At 74.5% G+C, this 22,691-nt stretch carries 15 protein-coding genes; 6 read left to right on the forward strand and 9 right to left on the reverse strand.

From position 1 onward, the window contains the following. The first annotated feature begins 25 nt into the window (after window positions 1–25). From HUT19_RS32195 to HUT19_RS32205, 3 genes are all read left to right on the forward strand, one after another. Window positions 26–1,681, forward strand: coding sequence for an FAD-binding dehydrogenase (locus HUT19_RS32195; protein ID WP_176183820.1), 1,656 nt, complete (start codon window positions 26–28; stop codon window positions 1,679–1,681). Between the two features lie 193 nt (window positions 1,682–1,874). Further along, the gene (locus HUT19_RS32200) at window positions 1,875–2,618 is read left to right on the forward strand and encodes a molybdopterin-dependent oxidoreductase (RefSeq protein WP_176183821.1); all 744 of its coding nucleotides are present in this window, start codon (window positions 1,875–1,877) and stop codon (window positions 2,616–2,618) included. Further along, the gene (locus HUT19_RS32205; RefSeq protein ID WP_176183822.1) at window positions 2,602–3,267 is read left to right on the forward strand and encodes a cytochrome b/b6 domain-containing protein; all 666 of its coding nucleotides are present in this window, start codon (window positions 2,602–2,604) and stop codon (window positions 3,265–3,267) included. Before HUT19_RS32200 ends, HUT19_RS32205 begins: the two co-directional genes overlap by 17 nt. A gap of 45 nt (window positions 3,268–3,312) precedes the next feature. Here HUT19_RS32205 and HUT19_RS32210 read toward each other — a convergent pair whose 3' ends face one another. Continuing rightward, the gene (locus HUT19_RS32210; protein WP_176183823.1) at window positions 3,313–5,277 is read right to left on the reverse strand and encodes a glycosyltransferase family 2 protein; all 1,965 of its coding nucleotides are present in this window, start codon (window positions 5,275–5,277) and stop codon (window positions 3,313–3,315) included. Window positions 5,278–5,553: 276 nt separating this feature from the next. On the opposite strand from HUT19_RS32210, the gene HUT19_RS32215 reads away from it, so the two are divergent. After that, a complete protein-coding gene (locus HUT19_RS32215) occupies window positions 5,554–6,753 on the forward strand; it encodes a glycosyltransferase (protein WP_176183824.1) in 1,200 nt (399 codons plus the stop codon). On the opposite strand, the gene HUT19_RS32220 is transcribed toward HUT19_RS32215, so the two are convergent. Then, on the reverse strand, window positions 6,704–7,654 hold the full coding sequence (locus HUT19_RS32220; protein WP_176183825.1) for an AraC family transcriptional regulator: 951 nt from the start codon (window positions 7,652–7,654) through the stop codon (window positions 6,704–6,706). The two genes, HUT19_RS32215 and HUT19_RS32220, sit on opposite strands and share 50 nt — an antisense overlap. Window positions 7,655–7,764: 110 nt before the next feature. Between HUT19_RS32220 and HUT19_RS32225 the strand changes: the two genes are divergently transcribed. After that, window positions 7,765–8,592: an NAD(P)H-binding protein gene (locus tag HUT19_RS32225; RefSeq protein WP_176183826.1), complete on the forward strand. Its 828-nt coding sequence runs from the start codon at window positions 7,765–7,767 to the stop codon at window positions 8,590–8,592. Between the two features lie 244 nt (window positions 8,593–8,836). Here HUT19_RS32225 and HUT19_RS32230 read toward each other — a convergent pair whose 3' ends face one another. Further along, the gene (locus tag HUT19_RS32230; protein ID WP_176187550.1) at window positions 8,837–9,790 is read right to left on the reverse strand and encodes an NADP-dependent oxidoreductase; all 954 of its coding nucleotides are present in this window, start codon (window positions 9,788–9,790) and stop codon (window positions 8,837–8,839) included. 182 nt (window positions 9,791–9,972) lie between these two features. Here HUT19_RS32230 and HUT19_RS32235 point away from each other — a divergent pair, with 182 nt between their 5' ends. Then, entirely contained in the window at window positions 9,973–10,347 is a 375-nt protein-coding gene (locus HUT19_RS32235) for a helix-turn-helix domain-containing protein (protein WP_176183827.1), read from the forward strand. 20 nt (window positions 10,348–10,367) lie between these two features. Here the strand turns inward: HUT19_RS32235 and HUT19_RS32240 are convergent, their stop codons facing one another. The 6 genes from HUT19_RS32240 to HUT19_RS44060 all read right to left on the reverse strand — a co-directional run bounded on the left by HUT19_RS32240 (window position 10,368) and on the right by HUT19_RS44060 (window position 22,689). Next, window positions 10,368–12,935: a SpoIIE family protein phosphatase gene (locus HUT19_RS32240; RefSeq protein ID WP_176183828.1), complete on the reverse strand. Its 2,568-nt coding sequence runs from the start codon at window positions 12,933–12,935 to the stop codon at window positions 10,368–10,370. A 164-nt stretch (window positions 12,936–13,099) separates the two neighbouring features. After that, window positions 13,100–16,486, reverse strand: coding sequence for a CHAT domain-containing protein (locus tag HUT19_RS32245; RefSeq protein ID WP_176183829.1), 3,387 nt, complete (start codon window positions 16,484–16,486; stop codon window positions 13,100–13,102). A gap of 75 nt (window positions 16,487–16,561) precedes the next feature. After that, window positions 16,562–17,455 carry a hypothetical protein gene (locus tag HUT19_RS32250; protein WP_176183830.1) on the reverse strand — a complete coding sequence of 298 codons (894 nt, stop codon included), beginning with the start codon at window positions 17,453–17,455 and terminating at the stop codon, window positions 16,562–16,564. Window positions 17,456–17,464: 9 nt separating this feature from the next. Continuing rightward, window positions 17,465–17,902 carry a hypothetical protein gene (locus HUT19_RS32255; protein ID WP_176183831.1) on the reverse strand — a complete coding sequence of 146 codons (438 nt, stop codon included), beginning with the start codon at window positions 17,900–17,902 and terminating at the stop codon, window positions 17,465–17,467. A gap of 31 nt (window positions 17,903–17,933) precedes the next feature. Beyond that, window positions 17,934–20,759, reverse strand: a complete 2,826-nt coding sequence (locus HUT19_RS32260; protein WP_176183832.1) for a discoidin domain-containing protein — start codon at window positions 20,757–20,759, stop codon at window positions 17,934–17,936. 4 nt (window positions 20,760–20,763) lie between these two features. Beyond that, entirely contained in the window at window positions 20,764–22,689 is a 1,926-nt protein-coding gene (locus HUT19_RS44060) for a hypothetical protein (RefSeq protein ID WP_176183833.1), read from the reverse strand. Window positions 22,690–22,691 lie beyond the last annotated feature (2 nt).

Consider the following 22,691-nt stretch of genomic DNA (forward strand, 5'->3'; position numbering starts at 1 on the left):
GGGCCGACCGGAACGGAACACCACCATGGCGTACGACGCGGATGTGATCGTGGTCGGCGCGGGGCTCGCGGGGCTCGCGGCCACCGCCGAACTGGCCGACGCGGGCCGCAAGGTGATCCTGCTCGACCAGGAGCCCGCACAGTCCCTCGGCGGTCAGGCCCACTGGTCCTTCGGCGGCCTCTTCCTCGTCGACTCGCCCGAGCAGCGACGGCTGCGCATCCGCGACAGCCGGGAACTGGCCTGGCAGGACTGGCTGGGCACGGCCGGGTTCGACCGCGAGGAGGACCACTGGCCGCGCCGCTGGGCCGAGGCGTACGTGGACTTCGCGGCCGGGGAGAAGCGGTCCTGGCTGCATGCCCAGGGGCTGCGGCTGTTCCCGCTCGTCGGCTGGGCCGAGCGCGGCGGCTACGACGCGACGGGGCACGGCAACTCCGTGCCCCGCTTCCACATCACCTGGGGCACCGGACCCGGCGTGGTCGCCCCGTTCGAGCGGCGGGTGCGGGCCGCGGCCGCCCGCGGTCTGGTCGATCTGCGCTTCCGGCACCGGGTCACCGGACTCGCGCGCAGCGCGGGCGCCGTCGACACCGTCACCGGCGACATCCTGGAGCCCAGTGACACCGAGCGCGGCACCGCCAGCAGCCGCGAGGTCACCGCTGCCTTCGCACTGCGGGCCCAGGCCGTGATCATCACCTCCGGCGGCATCGGCGGCAACCACGACCTGGTCCGGGAGAACTGGCCCGAGCGGCTGGGCCGGCCGCCCGAGCGGATGATCTCCGGCGTTCCCGCGCACGTGGACGGCAGGATGCTCGGCATCACCGAGTCGGCCGGTGGCCGGATCATCAACCGCGACCGGATGTGGCACTACACCGAGGGCATCGAGAACTGGAACCCGATCTGGCCCCGGCACGGCATCAGGATTCTCTCCGGCCCCTCCCCGCTGTGGCTGGACGCCCGCGGCAAACGGCTCCCGGTGCCGCTCTTCCCCGGTTTCGACACCCTCGGCACGCTCGAGCACATCATGCGCACCGGCCACGACCACACCTGGTTCGTCCTCACCCAGAAGATCATCGAGAAGGAGTTCACCCTCTCCGGCTCCGAGCAGAACCCGGATCTGACGGGCAAGAGCGTCCGCGGGGTGTTCGGCCGCGCGGGGGGCGGGGCCCCGGGCCCGGTCCGGGCGTTCATGGACCACGGCGCCGACTTCGTGGTCGAACGCTCGCTGACGGCGCTGGTGCGCCGGATGAACGAGCTCACGAAGGAACCGCTGATCGACGAGGCGGAGCTGCGTCGCGAGATCACTGCCCGCGACCGTGAGATCGCCAACCCCTACACCAAGGACCTCCAGGTCACCGCGGTGCGCGGGGCCCGCCGCTATCTCGTCGACCGTGTCATCCGCACCGCCGCCCCGCACCGGCTGCTCGACCCCAAGGCGGGCCCGCTGATCGCCGTGCGGCTGAACATCCTGACCCGCAAGACGCTCGGCGGGCTGGAGACGGACCTGTCCTCGCGGGTGCTGACCGAGGGCGGCGATCCGCTGCCCGGTGTCTACGCGGCGGGCGAGGTCGCGGGCTTCGGCGGCGGGGGAGTGCACGGCTACCGCGCGCTGGAGGGCACCTTCCTCGGAGGCTGTCTGTTCTCCGGGCGCACCGCGGGCCGGGCGGCGGCCGAGGCGGTGGCGTGAGGCTCGCGCGGCGGCGGGACCCCGGCCCGGCGGCGGGACCCCGGCCCGGCGGCGTGACCCCGGCCCGGTGGTGTGACGCTCGTCCGGCCGCGTCACCCCGGCCTGTAGCGCACCGGCCGCGAAGTCTGACGGAAGTCTGACGAATCCGCGCAGGAGATGGCGCCGGGCCCCGCCCGGTGCTCTCATCGAGGACATGGACCCCCACTCCGGCGACCGCACCGGCGACGCCGACCGCACCGGCGCCCCCGTCGGCCGCCGCCTCGTGCTCGGAATGCTCGGGCTGGGCGCGGGCGCGATGGCCGCCGCCCCCTGGCTCCAGGCACGGCTGGAGAGCGCCCTCGGGGTGGTGGCGGAGAACGACCCCACCGGTGTCACCGGGTACCTCCCCAACGGCGGCGGTTTCCGCTACTACTCCGTCACCTCCTCCGTACCGCACAAGGACGACGGGAACTACCGGCTCACGGTCGGCGGTCTGGTCGACCGGCCCGGCAGCTACCGGCTGGACGAGCTGCGCGCACTGCCGCAGCACCGCCTGGTCCGTGACGTCCAGTGCGTCACCGGCTGGCGGGTGCGGCAGACCCCGTTCGAAGGGGTGCGTCTCTCGGACCTGCTCGACGCGGCCGGGGTCCGGCGGCAGGCCACCGCGGTCCGCTTCACCTGCTTCGACGGCGCGTACAGCGAGAGCCTGACCCTCGACCAGGCGCGCCGCAAGGACGTCCTGGTGGCCCTGCGGATGCGGGACAAGCCCCTCGGCCACTCGCACGGCGGCCCGGTGCGGCTGTACGTGGCGCCCATGTACTTCTACAAGTCGGCGAAGTGGCTCTCCGGCATCACCCTCACCGACGAGGTGCTGCCCGGCTACTGGGAGCGCCGTGGCTATGACGTCGACGCCTGGGTCGGCCGGTCGAACGGACGCGACGATGACCCCACCGCCTGACACCGCGGAGACCGCCGCCGGGACCGCCGCCCGGCCGCGGGTGCCGCGCTTCACCCCGGCCGAGCGCTGGATCCACCGCACCACCGCCGTCCTGATGGGCCTGTGCGTGGTCAGCGCGGCCTGTCTGTACCTCCCCGAGCTGGCCGAACTGGTGGGCCGCCGGGCCCTGGTCGTCACCGTCCACACCTGGTCCGGCATCCTCACCCCCGCCCCGGTGCTGCTGGGCCTCGCCTCCCGCGCGTTCCGGGCCGACCTGGGCCGCCTCAACCGGTTCGGACCGCACGACCGCCGCTGGCTGCGGGCCGCGCTGCGGCGTGACCACCGGCCCGAAGCGCGCCCGGCGGGCAAGTTCAACGCCGGGCAGAAGCTGTGGGCGGCGTATCTCGCCGGTGCGGTACTGGTGATGACGGGCACCGGAGTGCTGATGTGGTTCACCGGACTGGCCCCGCTGGTGTGGCGCACCAGCGCCACCTTCGTCCATGACTGGCTCGCGCTCTTCCTCGGACTCGTCCTGCTCGGGCACATCGGGAAGGCGCTGGCCGACCCCGAGGCCCGGCGCGGGATGCGCACCGGGCGGGTGGATCCGGAGTGGGCGGCCCGGGAGCATCCGCTGTGGGTCCCCGGGTCCGCCGAGGAGCCGCGGCCATGAGAAACGCCCGGCTCCCCTGGGGAGAGCCGGGCGCCCGCGGTGCGGTCAGAGCGCGCAGACCGCCTCCTCCTTGTCCTCCGCCGCCGTGTCCGGCCCCGTGTCCTGCGGGGTGTCCAGGGCGGTGTCCTGCGGCCTGTTTTTCACGATGCTCACCTTGGCGGGTGCGCACGGGCTGTCCGACCGCGCGGTGGGCACGGCCGGCGCCGCGGGCCGTCCGCGCCCGCGGCGCAGCACCCCGCCGTACCAGATCGCCACCGGAGCCAGGGAGAGCGCCAGCGCCAGCGAGGCCCAGGTCCGCATCGCCGCGTGCTCATGGCCGAAGAAGAACGAGCCGATCAGCGAGGAGCCGAAGACCCCCGCCCACAGCAGATGGATCCGGAAGGTGGACAGCCGGTCGGGGCTGGAGGAGTCTCCCTTGGGCGTGACCACGAACCGGCTGGTGCGGCGCAGCACCGCGTCGCACAGCGACTTGGCGTAGATCGGGGCGGACAGCGCGGAGAGCAGCATCCCGGCCAGTCCGCCGGAGCCCTCCGGCTCGTGCGGGGAGACGTTGTGCCGACGGTTCCAGATGTACAGCCCGATCTGGAGCGTCGCCGCGTCGCTGTAGAGCATCATCCAGATCTCGGCGGGGATGTGCACCCCGGAGGCGCCCAGCATCAGGAACAGGGCGCAGGACAGCGCGGAGAGCACCCAGTTGAGCGCGGTCATCGGGTAGTACGTGATCATCAGCGTGTAGTTGAGCAGCTTGCCCGGCGAGAGCGTGAACGGGCCCTTCCAGAACTGCTTGAGCAGGGCCTCGTAGGTGCCCCGGCTCCACCGCATCTGCTGGGTGAAGAAGTCGGTCCAGGTGCTCGGGCCCTCGCCGACCGCCAGCACGTCCGGGGTGTAGACCGAGCGCCACTTCTTCCTCGTCACCGGGTTGCGGTGGCGGTGCAGTTCGAAGCCGGTGGCCATGTCCTCGGTGATCGAGTCGTACAGCCCGCCGATGCTGCGCAGCGCGCTGATCCGGACGGCGTTGTTGGTGCCCACGAACATCGGGCCGCCGTACGCGTTCCCGGCCCGCTGGATCAGCGCGTGGAACAGGAACTGCTGGCTTTCCGCGGCCTTGGTGACCGCCGTGTCGTAATTGCCGTAGACCTGCGGACCGACGACGAACGCCACATCGGGATCACGGAAGTAACCGAGCATGCGCTCCAGGAAGTTGGGCAGCGGAACATGGTCGGTGTCCACACACGCCATGAATTCATAATCGTCGCCGTGCGCATCCAGCCAGGCGTTGTAATTCCCGTGCTTGGTCTTCGCCCGGAAACTCCCCTTCGGCTGGTTCCATTTCGCGATTCCCTTGCGGGAGAAGTGGCGCACACCCAGCCGCGCGCACAGCTCCTTGACCTCCGGGTCGTCCCCCTCGTCGAGCAGCCAGACGTCCAGCGGCCCGGTGTGCCGGATGCGCACCGCGCCCTCGAGTGTCGCCCGGACCATGGCCAGCGGCTCCTTGCCGGGCACAAAGCTGGTCAGGAACGCCACCTTGGTGCCGGGCTGCGGTACCACCGGCACCGGATCCCGGGCCACCAGCGTGGCGTGGGCGTTGGAGACCACCGTGAACAGCCGGAAGCTCTCGATCAGCGCGATCGAGACCAGCATGGTCAGATCCGCCGCGGTCTCCCACAGCGCCACGTGCTCGCGCCGCACCCAGTGGTCCGGGCGCAGCAGCCACAGCAGCAGCAGCGCCGAGCACACCGGCGCCGCGCACAGCAGCAGGGCCGCCCGGTACCGGTGCGGCTCCTGGGCCAGCAGACTGCGGGTGCGCACCCGGTACGGGCGGCCGGCACCGGCTTCCGTCAGCGGGCCCGCCAGCTCGCTGTAGCGCTTGTACTCGTAGACCGTGGCGGGGCGGTGGTGCCCGGTGCCGGAGGCGGCGCGCGCGGCGGGGGGTGCGGGGTGCGCACGATGTGCGGTGGCGGGCGCATCGGCCTGGTGACGCGTATGTCTGACGGGGATCTGTGCAGGCATCTGGGCACTCCCGCGGGGGCTTAGTGGAAGGGAATGTCGCGCCACGATGACCCGGACGTACCACATTCTTCATGTCATCGCGCGAGATGAGAAGGTAACAATCCCATGGAGCGGAACTGTGGACATCGTATTTTCGGCGCGCCCCGTTGACGGTGCGAAAGACATCCACTCCGACGGCCCATCAGCGCGCGTCTTACGTGATTTACATTCCGCCGTCTGGCAGGGTCGTCCGGGAATCGAGTCCGCGGAATGCGGAGGATGGGGCGCGACCGCCCGATGAGAGTTCTGCACATCATCTCCCGCCTCGGCGCGGGTGGCGCCGAGCAGCAACTGAGGCTGTTGCTGCGCCACTTGCCGGTGCGCTGTGACGTCCTCGCCCTCACCGGCCCGGGTGCCACCGCCCACGGCATCCGGGCGGACGGCACTCCCGTCACCCATCTGCCCCCGGGCGGGGGCGAACCCGGATGGAGCGCGCTGCCCTCGCTGGTGCGCATCATCCGGTCCGGCGGTTACGACGTGGTGCACACCCATCTGTACCGGGCCTGTGTGCTGGGGCGGGCCGCCGCCCGGCTGGCGGGGGTCCGGGCGGTGATCGCGACCGAGCACGCCCTGGGGGAGCGGCAGATCGACGGCCGTCCGCTGACCGCCGGTGTCCGCGCCCGCTATCTGGCCACCGAGCGGCTGGGAGCGGCGACCGTCGCCGTCTCGGCCGCCGTCGCCGACCGGCTGCGCGCGTGGGGGGTGCCCAACCAGCGCATCCATCTGGTGCCCAACGGGATCGACGCCCGCCACTTCCGCTTCTCTCCCGCCGCCCGCACCGCCGCCCGCGCCCGGCTGGGCATCCCCGAACGGGCCTTTGTGGTGGGCGGGGTGGGGCGGCTGGTCGCGGGCAAGCGCTTCGACACCGCGCTGCGGGCCGTGGCCGAACTGCCCGGGGCCCGGCTGCTGCTGGTCGGCGAGGGCCCGCAGCGGGCCGCGCTGGAGGATCTGGCGGCCCGGCTCGGGGTGGCCGGGCGGGTACGGCTGCTGGGCGAGCGCGACGGGGCGGTGGCCCCGGCCGACGACCGGCCCGCGGGGCTGCCCGGGCTGCTGGCCGCCATGGATGTGCTGGTCTCCCCGTCCGCCGAGGAGGCGTTCGGCCTCGCGGCCCTGGAAGCGGTGGCCGCCGGGCTGCCGGTGCTGCACACCGTCTGCCCGGCGCTGGAGGAACTCCCGGCGGGCGCGGCCCCCGGCGCCCGCCGGATCGGCCCCGGCGCCGCCGGTCTGACCGAGGGCCTGCGGGAACACGCCGCGGCGGGCCCGCGCCGGTTCCCGGTGCCGGACGTGGTCGACCGCTATGACATCGCCCGGGGCGCCCGGCGGCTGATGGACCTCTACGACCGCGCCACCAGCTGCGGTCCGGACGGCTGTCTGCGGGTGCCGCCGGTCAGTCTGCGGATGCCGCAGCGTGGTGAGCGCGGTGCTCCCGCGGGCTGACGCCCCGTTCGCGTTTGAACGCGGCGCTGAGCGCGAAGGCGCTGCCGTAGCCGACCCGCCGGGCCACCGATCCGAGGGTGGCGTCCGGGTCCCGCAGCAGATCGGCGGCGAGGGCCAGCCGCCAGCCGGTCAGATACGCCATCGGCGGTTCGCCCACCAGCGCGGCGAAGCGGCGGGCCAGCGCCGCGCGGGAGACCCCGGTCTTCGCGGCCAGCCCGGCCACCGTCCAGGGGTGGGCCGGATGGTTCTGCAACAGCCGCAGCGCGGGGCCCACCACCGGATCGCCCAACGCCCGGTACCAGGCCGGGGCATCGGCCTCCGGCCGGGAGAACCAGGCCCGCAACACCGAGATCAGCAGCAGGTCCAGCAGCCGGTCCAGGACCGCCTCCTGCCCCGGCTCGTCCTTGACGATCTCCTCCGCCAGCCAGGGCATCAGCGGGCAGTCCCACTGCTCCGCGGGCAGCACCAGCAGCGGTGGCAGCGCGGCCGGCAGCCGCCCGCTGATCTCCCCCTCCAGCGGATAGCTGCCGATGAGCATGGTGGCCGAGCCGTCCGGGCTGTTGCCCCAGGTGCGGACGCCGAGCGCCATCGTCTCGGCCAGGTCCTCGCCCTCGGCCGTACGGCACACCTCACCGGGCAGGATCCAGGCCCGCGGCGCGGTGGCCGGATCGTCGGCGACCGTGTACGCGTCCGGGCCGCGCGCGATCGCGACGTCCCCCGCGCGCAGCCGCAGCGCCGCGCCGGTGTCCGGCACCACCCATGCCTCGCCGCGCGCCATGGTCATCACACACAGCGGGGCCCGGTCCTCGATCCGCACCGACCAGGGCGGCTCCATCACCGCCCGGAGCAGAAAGGCCCCCCGGGCCCGCGGTCCGTCGAGCAGACTCGCCAGAGCGTCCATGCGGACAAGCCTAGACGCTGACGTATGGAGCCGAGCTTCTGGGCCATGGCCCGTCTCAGACCACGGCAGTTGACTGTCCGTATGACACAGAACAGCGATACCCGGACCCCGTGAACCCCACCCGGCCCGTACTGGTGCTCGGCGGCACCGGCAAGACCGGCCGCCGGGTGGCGGAGGCACTGACCCGCTCCGGAGTGCCGGTGCGGATCGGCTCCCGCTCCGGCGAGGTGCGCTTCGACTGGGAGGACCGCACCACCTGGGCGCCCGCGCTGCGCGGTGCGGCCGCCGCCTACCTCACGTACTACCCCGACATCGGCGACCCGGGCGCCGCCGCCGTCATCCGGGCCGTGGCCGAGGAGGCGGTCGCGAGCGGCGTACGGCGGCTGGTGCTGCTGTCGGCCCGCGGCGAGGACGCGGCACTGCCCGCCGAGCGGGCGGTGGCGGTGCCCGGCGCCGAGTGGACCGTCATCCGGGCCAGTTGGTTCTTCCAGAACTTCGACGAGGGCATACTGCGGGACGGGGTGCTCGGCGGCGAGATCGTCTTCCCCGCCGGGGATGTCAAGGAGCCGTTCGTGGACGCCGGGGACATCGCCGAGGTCGCGGCCGCGGCCCTGACCGGGGACGGCCACGCGGGCCGGATCTACGAGGTCACCGGACCCCGGCTGCTGACCTTCGCCGAGGCGGCGGCGGAGCTCGCGGCGGTCACCGGTCGCGCGGTGCGCTATGTGCCGGTCTCCGCCGAGGAGTACGGGGCGGCGCTGGCGGAACACGGGCTGCCGGGGGAGCTGGTGGCGTTTCTGACCGAGCTGTTCGCCACTCTGCTGGACGGGCGCAACGCCCATCTGGCCGACGGTGTCCAGCGGGTCCTGGGCCGTGCGCCCCGGGACTTCACCGAATGCGCCCGCGAGGCCGCGGCGAGGGGGGCCTGGGCCACATGAGGCCACCGCGTCCGGCCCGGCCGTGAGCGGAGGCGGTCTGGCAGCTTCCTGAAATGATCATTGCCGGGGTGTGCGGAGTGCGGATAGACAAGGGCGGGAACCGCTTCCCGGTCGCACGGAGCGCGGTTCCCGCGGCGTTCCTCGGCCCCCTGACGGAACGTCCGATGGCGGAGGTCCGGCAATCTCCCCCCAGCCGTGCCGGGCCTCCGCCGATCACCGATGGCCGATCACCGATACGGGGGTGTCAGCCCGCCACCCGCAGCACCAGCTTGCCGCGGGTGCGGCCCTCCTCCAGCCGCCGGTGCGCGTCGGCGGCCCGGTCCAGCGGCAGGACGTCCTCGACCTCGACCGCCACCGCACCGGCGTCGATCAGCTCGGCGATCCTGGTGAGCGCGGGGCCGTCCGGCTCCACCAGGTAGGGGAAGGCGCGGAAACCCCGGGCCTCGGCGCGCTCGATCAGCTCGGGGGAGACACCCGAGGGCACCGCCACGATCCGGCCGCCGGGGCGCAGCGTCTCCAGCGAACGGGTGCTGGTGCTGTCGATGTCGTCACCGATCAGGTCCACCACCACATCGACATCGCGGACCGCCTCCTCGAACCGGACGGCGGTGTAGTCGACCAGTTCGTCGGCGCCCAGTTCGCGCAGCCAGTCGTGCTTGGCGGCGCGCGCGGTGCCGATCACATGGGCGCCCAGGTGCTTGGCGAACTGGACCGCGAAGTGGCCGACGCCGCCCGCCGCCGCATGGATCAGCACCCGCTCACCGGGCCGGACCTGCGTGGTGTCGGTGAGGATCTGCCACGCGGTGAGCGCGGCCAGCGGCACCGCGGCGGCCCGCTCGTGGCCGAGGCTCCTCGGCTTGCGGGCGAAGTGCCGGGAGGGCGCGGTGACGTACTCGGCGTAGCCGCCCGCGGCGCGCGGGAACCACGGCATGCCGTACACCTCGTCCCCCACCGCCAGGGTGTGGACCCCGAAGCCGGTCTCCTCGACCACCCCGGAGACGTCCCAGCCGAGAACGAACGGCGGCTCGCCCAGGACCCCGGCCATCCCGCCACCGGCCCGGGTCTTGTGGTCCACCGGGTTCACCCCCGCGGCCACGACGCGCACCAGCACCTCGGTGGGCAGCGGCTCGGGCCGGGGCACCTCCACCGGACGCAGCACCTCCGGGCCGCCGAACTCGTCCTGGCTGATGGCTCGCATGGAAGGTGATGCGGACACGGGTCCTCCTCGGAAAACGCGGGCATCTCGAACGTCCTGAACGCATGCCCTGAACGCATGCCCTGAACAGTGGCCAGAAGCTACCCAGTCGCCCGTAGTTACCCGCAAGGGCTCCTGCTTCCCTTTGGGAAGTATCCACGTCAGTGCCGCGCCAGGAGCGTCCCATGACCACCAACTGTGACTCGGGCCGTCATGATCCGCACGATGTCTACGCCGCGCAGTGTCCCTGCCGCGAGGTGCTCGACCTGCTCGCCAACAAGTGGTCGGCGCTGGCGATCGGCGCGATGGAGGGAGGGCCGCAGCGGTTCGGGGTGCTCCAGCGGCGGTTGCAGGGGGTGAGCCCCAAGGTGCTCACCCAGACGCTGCGCCGGCTGGAGGACGCCGGATTTGTGGACCGTACCGTCTATCCGGCCGTCCCGCCGCATGTCGAGTACGAGCTGACCGCGCTCGGACGCAGTGTCTCCGAGCCACTGGGGCAACTGCGCGGCTGGGTCGAGGAGCACCTCGACGACATCGGCCCGACCCGCCGCGCGGTCTGACGCGGCGGCCTGCGCGGGGGTCACGGCACCCGCTGCTCGGTCCAGATGCACTTGCCCGCCGCCGTGTAGCGGGTCCCCCAGCGCTGGGAGAGGGCCGAGACCAGCTGGAGTCCGCGCCCGCCCTCGTCGGTCTCCGAGGCATGGCGGATCCGCGGGGTGGTCAGACTGCCGTCGGACACCTCGCAGATCAGCCCCTCGCCGCGCAGCAGCCGCAGCTCCACCGGGCCCTTGCCGTGCCGGACCGCGTTCCCCACCAACTCGCTGACCAACAGCTCCGCGGTGGTGGTCAGCGGTGTCAGCTTCCAGCGCAGCAGCTGCTCCCGGACGTGGTCGCGCGCCTCGCTCGCGGCGACAGGGCCCGGTGAGAGCGGCCAGGTGGCGATGTCCTCCGGGGCGATGACGTGGGTGCGCGCGATGAGCAGCGCCGCGTCGTCCGCCCTGCCCTGTTTCTCCGGCACCAGCTCGGCCAGCAGGTCGTCGCACAGCCGCTCCAGCGACGCGCTCTCGCCGCGCGCCCGCTCCCGCCAGATGTGCCGCGCCCCCGGTCCGGAGCCGGGGCCGGACGCGGCGCCGCTCAGCGTGCGCGCCAGATGCTCCATCCCGCGGTCGATGTCCCGGGCCGCGGACTCCACCAGACCGTCGGTGTACAGCACCAGCAGACTGCCCTCGGACAGCGAGATCTCGGTGGTCTCGAACGGGGGTCGGGCCGCACCCAGCGGTGGATCCGGCGCGTGGGCGGGGAATCGCACCGGCTCTCCGGGTCGGACCACGGCCGGTGGCGGATGCCCGGCCCGGGCATAGGCGCAGGTGGCGGTGACCGGGTCGTACACCGCGTAGAGACAGGTCGCGTAGAAGCTGTCCCCGAAGTCGCTCACCAGGTCGTTGAGCCGGGTGAGCAGCTCGGCGGGCGGGAACTCCAGATCCGCCAGCGTGTGCACGGCCGTGCGCAGCCGCCCCATGGTGGCCGCCTCGGACAGCCCGTGGCCCATCACATCGCCGATCACCAGCGCCACCCGGGCGCCGGACAGCGGGATCACGTCGTACCAGTCGCCGCCGACCTCGATGCCCTCGCTCGCGGGCAGATAGCGCGCGGCGGTGGTGACCGCGTGCACCGTCGGCAGGGCGCGCGGCAGCAGCCCGCGCTGGAGCTCCTTGGCCCGGGTGTGCTCCGTGTCGTACAGCCGGGCCCGCTCGATGGCCTGCGCCATCAGCCCGCTGAGCGCGCTGAGCAGGGCCCGCTCCTCACCGGTGAGCTGGCGCGGCTCGGCGAAGGAGATCACCGAGCACCCGATGTCCCGGCCGGAGACGACCAGCGGCAGAAAGGCCCAGGCCGCCTTGCGGGCCGAGAGCGGGCGGTCGGCCTGGGTGGGGTAGCGCCGGTTGAACTCCTCGATCGAGTCGATGAAGATCGGCGCCCGTGTGCGGTGAACCTCCGAGATCGGCGAGAGGTCGCCGACCGGGGATCCGTCCATCGCCTCCAGGAACGTCTGCGGATAGCCGACTGCCCCGGCCACCTGGACCACGTCCCCCTCGATGAGATGGACGACGAACCCCGAGGCCCCGAACGGCGGCAGCACCCGGTCGGCGATCGCGCTCACCACGTCCCGCATCGTCAGTGCCTGGGCCAGCGCGCCGGTCAGCTGCCCGATCCGGGCGCTGCGCTCGGCCGCGGCGCGCTCGGTGGCGGCGCGCTCCTCCTCCCGGGCCCGGCTCTCGGTGATGTCGGCCGCGTAGACCGCGAGCCCGTCCGGCACCGGGACCAGCCGCATGTAGTACCAGCGCTGGTTGGTGGGCCAGCGCACCTCGAAACCGGACGGGGCGCCGCCCTCGGCGGCCCGGCGGTAGCGCGCCGGGAGACCGGGTTCGGCGGCCTCGACGCCCAGCCGGGCGAAGGACTCCCAGAGTGTCCGGCCCAGCAGCGCGTGCGAGGCGCCGAGCAGCCGCTCGGCCTCCACATTGACGAAGGTGATCCGCCACTGGGCGTCGACCGCGAAGAACGCGTCGCTCATGTGCCACAGCGCCCGGCTGACCGAATCCGGGGCGATCCGGTGCTCGGCGCTCTCCCGGCCGTGCCACGGCTCGGGCGGACGCTCCCGGGGGTCCGGCAGCCGCGGTCCGGTCCACGCGGCGAGCTCCTCCACAGCCGCCCGCCGCCTCGGGTCGGGTTCCTCGGCGGCGGTCAGGACCGACAACGCACCTGCCGCCGCACCGTCCGCCGCGATCAGCGGCACCGCCAGCAGCCCCGTCCCGGCGGGCAGCACCGGGCCGGTGCCGTTCTCGCCGGGTGCGGCGGGCACCCACACCGGCAGAGCGCGGGCAATGGCTCGGGCCGGGGCGGTGGCACTGTCGATGTGGATCTCCGCCCAGCACCCGGCGACGGTACGCACCAGCCCGTGAGCCGCGGTGAGCAGCAGCTCCCGGCCGTCGTGGCCGCGCAGATGCACCATGCCGCCGAGGCCGCCGGCCTCCGTCACCGCATGCTCGAGCACAAAGCTCAGCAGGTCGGCGCCGTGCAGCTCCTCACCTGCCTTGACGATCAGACGCAGTCGGGCGGCAGCGGCCTCGTCCAGGGGGGTCTGCCCGGTCATGCGCTCACCTCCGGCCGCGGGCGCCGCGCCGGGCCCTCCGGCCCCTACCCGCGTTGTACCTCTCTCCTCCATTTTCCCTTTTCATCGATAGATGAAAGATGAAATATCGCCTGGAATCAGTCGGGAACCAGTGCCGGATCGATAGCGGCCCGGCCGGTCGGCCATCACGCCCCGGCGTGCAGCAGCGCCGCCCAGGTCCACGGCTCACCCGGCATCGCCTCCCGCATCCGCCGGGTCACCGTGTGCAGGGCCAGCGCCCCGGGCAGCCGGTCCGCGGCGTCCAGCGCACCGTCCAGCGCACCGTGGAAACCGGCGGCCACCTCGGCCGCCACCCCGTCGCCGATCTCCCACAGGGTCGCGACCGCCTGCGCGTACCCGGCCAGCTGGAAGGCGGAGGCCACATGGATCGCCTCGTCCGCCAGCCGGGCACTGCCGCGCGCCGTACCGCACGCCGACAGATACGCCAGCTCCGCCCCGTCCAGGTGCAGCGCGCTGATGGCGGTCAGGCTCAACGGTCCGTCGTGGAGCAGCAGATGACTGGCGGCCGGATCGGCCGGATCGCTGCCCGCGTGACAGGCGAAGTGCGCCACCGCCGCCCCGGGCAGCGCCGCGAGCACCGCCTCCCGGGTGGCCGCGGCCCCCACCAGCGGCGCCGCGCCCCCGGTCCGCGCGGCGAGGGCGCCCGCCTCGTCCACCGTGCGCGGCAGCGGGGCGTGGCCGGGCGTCTCCGGCATCGCCACCGCCAGCGCGGTGCGCCGGGCCGTCACCGGATGGGCACGGCTGTGCAGCAGGGCGCGCAGGGTCGGGGTGTACGAGGAGACGGCCCGGTCCAGCACCGAGTCCCCGGGCCGGGTGTGATGGCCCGCGGCGTGCAGCGGCAGGGAGTTGAGCGGCCCGGTCGGCGACCACCACAGCCGGGGCCAGGAGCCGTCCGGCGGCGGCGGACCGGTCAGCCCCAGGGCGTCCAGCACCGGTTCGGCCAGAACGTCCCACAGCCAGCCCAGTGTCTCCCGGACCACCTGCCGCGCCTGGCCCGCCAGCAGCCCTTCCCCGCCGTGCGTGAGCACAGCGACCGCCTCGTGGAACGCGTCCGCCTGCTCGATCAGCTCCCCGGCGCGCAGCTCGGGCAGGGCGACCGGCACCAGCCCGTCCGGGCGCAGCACCAGGGCGTCACAGCGGCGCGGGTTGACGTTCACGCTGATCACCGGGCCCTCGGCGGCGGCCGGGAGCAGATCCGGCAGACCCAGCGGCAGCGGCAGCAGAAAGCGCTCGAAACCGGGCATCCCCTGCAACCGGTCCATCAACTCCTTCCACTGCCCGGCGAGATCCCGGTATTCGGCCAGGTCCTGCGGGCGCGGCATCCGTCCGAAGCCGCCCCGCGCCTGGAGGTCGTGCACCTGTTCGCGCAGCTCCACCAGGCGCGCGGCGAGCCCGGCGTCGGTCCGGCGCAACTGGTCCAGCTCCCGCCGGGCGTTGAGCGCGCCGGACAGCAGATGCGCCCGGCCGTCCTCCAGCGCCTCCAGCGCGCCGGGCGCGTCCCGGTAGCCCAGGGCGTCGGCGGCGGAGTTGGAGGCCAGCCGGGCGACGGCGCTGCTCGGCAGGGCGTGCTCAGCCGTCTCCGCGTCCTCGGTGAGCGCGCTGTGCTGCAACCGGCTGGTCACCGCCGAGCCCCATGCCATCAGCAGGAACGGCAGATACGGATCGGTGGCGGCAAGGGTGTCCAGCACTCGGCGGGCAAGCCCGGCCGCCTCCTGGTAGCGCGCCTCGTCGTGGTCGAGCTGGTAGTGGGCGAACAGCGCGTGCGCCAGGGCCTTCTGGGCCTGCGGATACGCCGGGTCGTCCGCCGGCAGGGCGGCCAGCCGCCGCCGTCCCTGCCGGATGCCGGCCGCGGTGCGGGCCAGCGCCTCGAAGGGCGACTGCTGGGCGTGGGCCAGCATCACCCACGACTCCATGTGGTCGGGCGACAGACCCATCCGGCCCAGCATCGCCGGGAGCCCGCCCTCCGCCTCCGTCATCAGCGGCCCCAGCTCGGCCAGCTCCTCCGTCCAGTTCTCCCGCGACACCTGTCCGCCGTACTGAAGCCGTGCCAGCAGCAGCCCACGCCGGTTGAACGTCAGCATGACCCGGTCCTGATGGTCCTCGGGCAGCTCCCGCAGCACCCGCTCGTGGATCTCCAGCAGCGCGTCGAGTTCGGTGGTGTCCGCGGGCCCGAACGCCGGGGACGGGGCCTCCTCGGCCGAGTCCAGATACGCCCGCATCGCTTCCTCGCGCTCGCCCGGGGGCAGATGGCTGAACTGCGCCTCCAGCGTCTCCATCGCCTTGGCGTGCACCTCCGCCAGCCCCGCCTCGTCGGGGTAGCGCATCAGGGTCGTCGCGAAGTCCATCAGCTGTGCGCTGCGGCTGTTGCCGCCGCCGGACACCATGCCCAGCAGCTTGGCGACGAACGCCAGCGGATGGCCGCCGTCGCCGGAGCCCTCCCCGCCCTGGCGGGGGACCATCGACGAGACGAAGCCGTCCATCACCTCAAGATGCTTCCGGGTCTTTGGATCGCGCTTCTCCCGGACCCGGCTGGGGGCGCGCAGCATCGTGGCCCGGGTGAACCCCGTCTTCGCACGGTCCTGTTCCTCGCTGCCGTCCGGCAGCCCGATGACCGCCCGTTCCAGCATCGCGATGGCCTCGTCGAGCACGGCCGTGTCCACGTCGCCGGGGCGCTCGGCCCCGGACTCCGCCCACATCAGCAGCGCGTCCCCGAGGTCGGCGCACATCTGCGGAAGGTTCTCGTCCACCTCGGTGGCGGTGGCCACCGCCGTCCGCAGCAGCTCGACCGACTCGCCCAGCAGCGGCCGGTCCTGGGTCAGTATCGCCTTGCAACGCAAGCCCAGGGCCAGGCCGTTGGCGCACCGCGCATGGTTGAGGTGGGCGCGCGGGGTGGTGGCGAACGCCTCGCGCAACACCGTGATCGCTGTCTCGAGCTGCGGCATCGGGGGCGGATCCTCGCCCTGGTGCGCGAAGAGGTCGTTCAGGACCAGGGTGTAGCCGAGGTTGCACAGCACCAGAGGGCGGGACGGATGGCCGGGCGGCAGGACCTGCTCCGCGTCCCGCAGCAGCCGCAACCCGGCCTGCCCGGCCCGGTGGTCACGCTGCCGCACCAGCCGTATCACCAGCAGCATGGCCAGATTGCCCATGGCCTCCGCGTGCGCACGGACCAGTTCCTCCCCGGCGGGCCGCACCGACGGGGAGAGCGCCCGGGTGAACGAGGCGCGCACCGGGGCGGGGAGCGCCTCCGCCCGGCTCATGTAGAACGGCATCAGCAGCACCACCGCCAGGGCCCAGGACTCCTGGCCCTCCTCCTCGGGCAGCGCGGCGCGGAACCAGTGCAACAGCCCGGCCGTGTACAGCACCTGGGCGTCCACGCCCCGCGGAGTGGCCAGGAACGCCAGCAGCCCGTCGGCCTCCTCCCCGGCCTGCGGGGCGTGCACCCCCGACAGATCGCCGGCACGGACCGCCAGGTCCAGCCGGGACTGCACGGCCGCGAGCAGCCGGTCACGCATCGTTCCCCCTCCCATGGCCCAGTGGTGCGGTGCGGGTCCGGGGGCACGGGCCGCCGCGCCCCGGACGCCGGTGGTTCACACGCCCTTGCGGAACCGCTCGGTGACCGACGCCCCGCGGCCCGGCCGGATCGGCCGGAGCTCGTCGTCGAACCGGTCCAGCAGCTCGTCCAGATGCACATCGACCGCGGCCTCCACCAGCTCGGCGTACGCCTCGGCCGTCTCCCGCGCCCGCCGCCGGCAGACCAGGGCCGCCCCCAGGCCCACCACCGCGCCCGGCCACCACAGCACCCCCAGCGCCCCGTACAGCACCGCCCAGCCGCCCAGCGCCGCCGCCTCGTCGAAGCCCTGTCTGCTGTCGGTCAGCGGCTGCCGGGTGGTGTCCGGCAGCAGCAGCCACAGCCGGGGCCAGGCCGCGGTGAGATCCAGCGCGTACTGGTCCCGTACCCGGGCGGCCGGGGCCGCCAGCCGGTCCCCGGTCCAGGTGGGCCGCCGGGGCTCGGTGAGCGCCACCGCGTTGCGCAGCGCGGCCAGTTCACCCAGCCGGTGCGCGTCCTCGCCCGCCTCCCGGGCCGCCTCGTACGCCGCGTCGTGCCGCCGCCAGGCCGCGACCCGCCGGGCCGTCAGCCGCCGGTCCAGCGGACGTACGAAGAACGGCCACCGTCCGGACAGCACGGACGCCACCGGCCCGCCCAGCGCCCGCGCCACCAGCGCGACCGCCACCGACACCGCCACCACGCCCATCACCAGCATCACGGTCCGCGCCGACCCCGCCGCCTGCTGGTCCGCCCCGCCCACCGCCGCGAACTCGCCGAGCGTGCGCCACAGCAGCCCGGTGTCCCACCAGCGCCGCTGGCCCAGCGCCGACGCCACCGCCAGGGCGGAGGTGAACAGCAGCCCCGGCAGGATCACCTGGGTCGCCCAGCGCTCCGCGACCTTCCGGCCGAACTCGGAGAGGAACCCGCTCACCATGGCGCGCGCTCACCGGTCGGCGACGAAGCGCAGGGCCTGGTCGTGCACACCGCACGCGGGCAGCTCCGAGGCGGCCGTACGTTCCTCCGCCCGCGGGCACGTGCCCAGCGGGCAGAGGTACACACCGGTGACCCGCGCGGGCCGGTCCTCCGCCACGGGCGTCGGCAGCGTGGTGCGGGACGGGCCCGCGCCGGCCGGCACGTCCTCGTACATCCCCAGCCCGGCCAGCAGTTCGCCGACCGGCTCACCGCGCCGTGCCGCGAGCACCACCTGCTCCACGGCCGCCCGCCGGGCCCGCGAGGCCGGGCCCCGCAGCATGGCCCGGAGCCGGGGCAGCACCGCGCAGAACGCGGCCAGCGCCTCTCGTTCGGACAGCCCGGACCCGTCGGACAGCCCGGACCCGTCGGACCGCTCGGACCGTTCGGATTGTTCGGAATCCCTCGTCACGCGGACGATCCTAGGTGTGAACTCACCGTCATCAACATGTCGTTGGCACCACCCGATACCCCGATCCCGCCGCCTTCGCCGTGTTCCTGCCCTCCGCGGTCAGCACCCCGCGGCACCAGGCGGTCACCGTGCGGCCGTCCTCCGTGATCCGCACGGCGTACGCCACCGGACCGCCCCGGCGCGCCGCCGCCGCGTCCTCGGGCGGTTTGATCGTCCAGCGGGCGCCGACCGTGCCGTGCGGCCCGACCGCGCGGGGGGCCCGGCCCGCCGGAACCGCCCGCCAGCCGGTGGGCAGCACCGGAGGCCGGACCTCCACGGCCAGTTCACGGGCCGCGGTGTTCGCCACGCGCAGCCGTCCGCCGTCGGAGGAGGGGCGCAGCCGTACGATCGACGACGACCGTCCCCAGACCCGCAGCGAGCGCAGCCGGTCGTCGCCGTTGTCGCGCGGATGCAGCATCCACACCCGCACCGCCGACACCTCGACCGGACGTTTGAGGACCACCGACTCCTTGTTGAGCCGACCCGGATGGTCCTGGCCGAGGTCGAAGTGCAGGCTTCCGCGCGGCGGGTTGACCCAGCGCGTTCCGATGCGGTAATCGAGCGTGCTGACCGCGCTCCCGTCCTTCCACTCCTCGTCAATGCGGTGGATCCGCACCGGCGTTCCGAAGTGCAGCACCCACTGGTCCTGGGGGTTGGGGCTGCCCTTGGTCGACCAGCCGTCCCCGTCGTGACCGTCCTGTGCCATCGCCGGTGAGGTGCCCGCGCCGGAGTAGGTCGCCAGCACCCGCGGCCAGTCCGCGCCCGGGGTGTACGCGGCCAGGTCCACGTCGTGGACCGAGTCCGCCAGTGGCCGCCGCCAGGTGTCGTACCTCTCCGGCAGCCCGAAGAACGACCCCGGTGGCAGCGCCCCCGCGATCAGCAGCGCCAGCGCCAACGGCAGGGCCAGCAAACCGGCCAGATGCCCCGTCACCAGGCCGCCGCGCGCCATCCGCGTCCCCCCGGCGGCCGCGCCCTCGCGTCCGCCGGGCACCCAGCCGTCGGGCCGCCGCCGGGCGGAGCGGCGGGCGCTCTCGAGGAGGGTGCGGCGGGTCCGGCTGCGCCGCTCACCCGCCGAGAGCAGCGTCGCCAGCGGCCGCCGGGCGGCCCCCGGCACGGCGTACCGGATCCGCCGCCACCGCCGCTCCGCGGCCAGCGCCCGCCGCTGCCGCAGCGCCAGCCGCTCGGCGGCGGTACGGCGACGGCGCACGGCGGGGCGGGACCCGGGACGTACGGCGGGCCAAGGGAGCCGCCGGCGGCGCGCGACCCCTACCCCGGCGGCCCACAGCAGCAGTTCACCGAGCCGGGGCGCGGCGTCCGCCCCGGCCGCGTCCGCCGTCTCCGCCGTCGGGTCCTCGTCCGCCCCGTCGGTCAGATACCGCACCCGGCCACCGAACCGCTCGACCGTACGCACCAGATTGCCGCCGCCCGAACGCTCCAGCCAGCCGCGGACCCCCGCACCGGACTCCGTCGCCGGGTCCGGCAGCTCGGCGCCGATCAGGGCGCGCCGCACCGCCCGGGACTTCGTCAGCACCACGGCGATCCGCCGGGGCCGCCGCCGGGCCGGGAGGGTGGCGACAACGTGCAGTACGCGTACCACCGTGTCCGACGGATCCTGGGGTGAGACCGGCACCGCCGCGACGGACTCCCGCTCGCCCTCGCCCAGCGAACGCCGCACCGACGGCAGCGCCAGCGCGTCGACCACGAGGACCAGTCCGTCGGCGCGCCGCAGACAGTCCAGCGCGTCCACCGACTCCTGGCGGGTGAACGCCGCGCCGGGCGGATCGTAGACGACCAGCGGCGCGTCGGCCCCGCGCAGCCCGGTCAGCGTGGCGGCGTGCGTCGCGACCGCCTCGGGGCGCAGGGTGCCGCCGAGCGCTTCCACGCGCTCCCGCGCCCGCGCCAGCGCCCGGTAACGGACCACGCTCTGACCGGAGTCGGGCCCTCCCGCCAGCACCACGGTCCGCGTCCGCGCCCGCTCCCGCCCCGTCCGTCGCGGCAGCGGCCGGGCGCAGAACGGACAGGACGTCTCCAGACGGCGCGCCCCGAACACCGGCGAGGCGGGCAGCCGGGCCCCGCAGCGGCAGACATGGCGCAGCGCGCCGTACCCGTTGGGCACCAGCCGCCGGTGGCCCGCCCCGCAGGCCGGACACCGGTGCACCGGCAGCGCCACCGGCCGTCCGCACTCCAGATGCGGGCACACCGCGCCCCGGTCGCGCCGCCACCGCCCGATCCGGTCCACGGCCGCCGGCGGCGCCCACCAGACCACCGCCCGGAGGACGGACACCACCGCCCACAGCGCCAACTGGGCCACCGCCGCCAGCAGACACAGCACGGCGGCGAGCAGGACGACGGGCAGGAAGCCGAGCAGGAAGACCGGATAGCCGAGCCCGGTCCACGCCGCCCGGCGCTGCCCGGACTCCCTTCTGACGTACGCCTGCCGGGCCCCCGTGCGGGCTTCCCGCAGCACCGTGCGCCAGTCCTCGTACGTGGCCCGGTACAGCCGCCGCAGATCGCGGAGGGCAGGCCCGTGGAGATACGCCCGGTACGCGGGCTCGGCCGCGTCGCCTCCGGGCCGGTGGTCGATGGGCGCGGGCGCGGAGACGGCGGCGGGCGGCAGCCGCGAGCCGGTCAGGGCGAGCTGCCGGACGCGCCCGCCGACGGCGAACAGCCCGCCGGTCCGCCCCAGCACCCGCCGCCCCAGCGTCCCCCACAGGATGACCAGATGACGCCCCAGCAGGACCAGGAGCAGCGCGGGCAGATTGAGGCCCAGTGCCACGGCCACCGCGATGGCCTGCGCGGGCAGGATGAACAGCGGCACCGTCTCACCCCTCGCCGCGCCACAGCACACGCCGCAGCAGCCGGCCCGGGGAGATGTCCTCGGGCGGCTCCACGGGCTCCGGCGGCTCCGCGGGCGCGGGGACGGCCAGGTGGCGGACGGCCGCGCAGGTCTCCTCCTCGCCGAGCAGCCCCTGCTTGTACAGCCGCAGCACCCGCAGCGCGGCCTCGTGCCGCCGCGCGGGGTGCGCCCCGGCCCCCGTCAGCCAGACCCGGACCGCGGTGCGCGGCGCCGGTGTCCACACCTCGCCGCCCTCGGGCACCCCCAACGGATCGGGCGGGCGCCGCGTCAGCGCCGCGCACACCGCGGGGGTGAGCGCCGCTTCCCGGAGCGCCGCGGAGCCCTCCATCGCCCGGACCGCCCCGGCCAGGACCGCCCTGCGGTAGGTGTCGGTGAGCGCGGCGTCCGGGGCCGCGGCGGGCAGGGGCGGGGCCGCCGGGGGCTGCGACGGGACGTCCGGGGGCCGCGGCGGCCGGGGCGGGCCGTCCGGTGGCGGCGGTTTTGGTGGCAGCGGTTCCGGTGGCAGCAGTGCGGTGAGGGCGTCGCCGAACGGTTCGGGGCGGGCCGTCAGCCACTGCTCCGCGCCGTCCCGTACGGCCTCCGGCGCGACGTCCGCCTCGGCCAGCCGCAGGTGTACGACAGCGGCCACGAAGCGGGCCAGCGGGGACATGGCGCCGTCGGCGTCCGGGGCCGGGAACGCGCCGGTCCGCAGGGCCTGTTCGAGGGTGTGGCGGGCGGTGTCCCGGAAGGCGGGGGAGACCGCGAGCAGCCGGGCGGCCAGCCGGGCGTCCAGACCGGCGGGGCCGGAGGCCAGGGACCGGTGCACCTCGGGCGGTAAGAGGCCGGGGTGGACCGCGAAGGTGCCGAGCAGTGCTTCGAGCGCGTCCCGCTCGGCCCGCGGGGCGTGCGCCGCGTCCCAGGTGCCGCGGGCGAGCGCCACCAGGGCGCACACCGTGGTGAGCCGGGCGGCCGCCCGCTCCGTGGTCGTGGTCGTGGATGGGGGTGGGGGTGGGGCCGGGGGCACCGCGGCCCAGAGGTCGGCGACGGTGTCGAAGACGTCGAGGTCGTCCTCGGTCCAGGCGCGGGCGAGCAGTCCGGCGGCCGTACCGTGCGGAGTCTCCCCGGCGGCAGAGCCGTCCGCCGGCAGCGGCGGATCGAGGGGGAAGACCACGCCCCGCTCACCGCCGCAGCGTTCCCACACCTCCGGGACGGTGCCCACCAGCAGCCGGTGGTCGTCGTACGGCCGGTCGGTGTAGGTGATGAACGTCAACTCGGCGGCCAGCGGCGCCGGGAGGGCGTAGGAGACGGCGGTGAGCCAGTCCAGGACGCGCTCGCCGGAGGAGGAGACCAGCACCACCGGACCCGGTCCGGCCCTGTGGCGCTCGTCAGGATGCCCCCGCTCCAGCGCGCTCAGCACCGCCGCGAGGAGGCGTTCCAGCAGCCGCCCGCCCGCCGGGCCGGTCTCCTGGAGCAGCCGCCGGACCCGGTCGGGGCCGACCGTGCTGCCCAGCGGCAGTTCGCCGGTGTCGGGCAGCGGTCGGCCGTCGTCGGGGGCCGGGGACTCGGCCCACAGCGGCGCGCCCCACAGTTCCACCGGCCGCAGCCCGGTCAGCTCCTCCGGCGCGGCGAGGACGGAGTGGCAGAAGAAGTTGCCCCAGCGGCCGGTGTAGTCCTGGCCGACACTGCGGATACGGGTCACCGCGCGCGTCTCACCGAGCCGGTCGTACGCGAACGCCACGGGATGCGAGGCCGGTTCGGCCGCCGCGCCCGGTGGCGGTGTGTACGCCATGAGCGGCCGCAGCCCGTCCAGCGTGGCGCGCGGGACGTCGGCGGACACCGCGGTGAACCGGAAACCCCCCTGCCGGTCACCCGCACCGGGCGGGGCGGAGGAGTAGTGCGCCTGTCCGGCCATGG

It is taken from the genome of Streptomyces sp. NA02950, from assembly GCF_013364155.1.
Classification (GTDB): domain Bacteria; phylum Actinomycetota; class Actinomycetes; order Streptomycetales; family Streptomycetaceae; genus Streptomyces.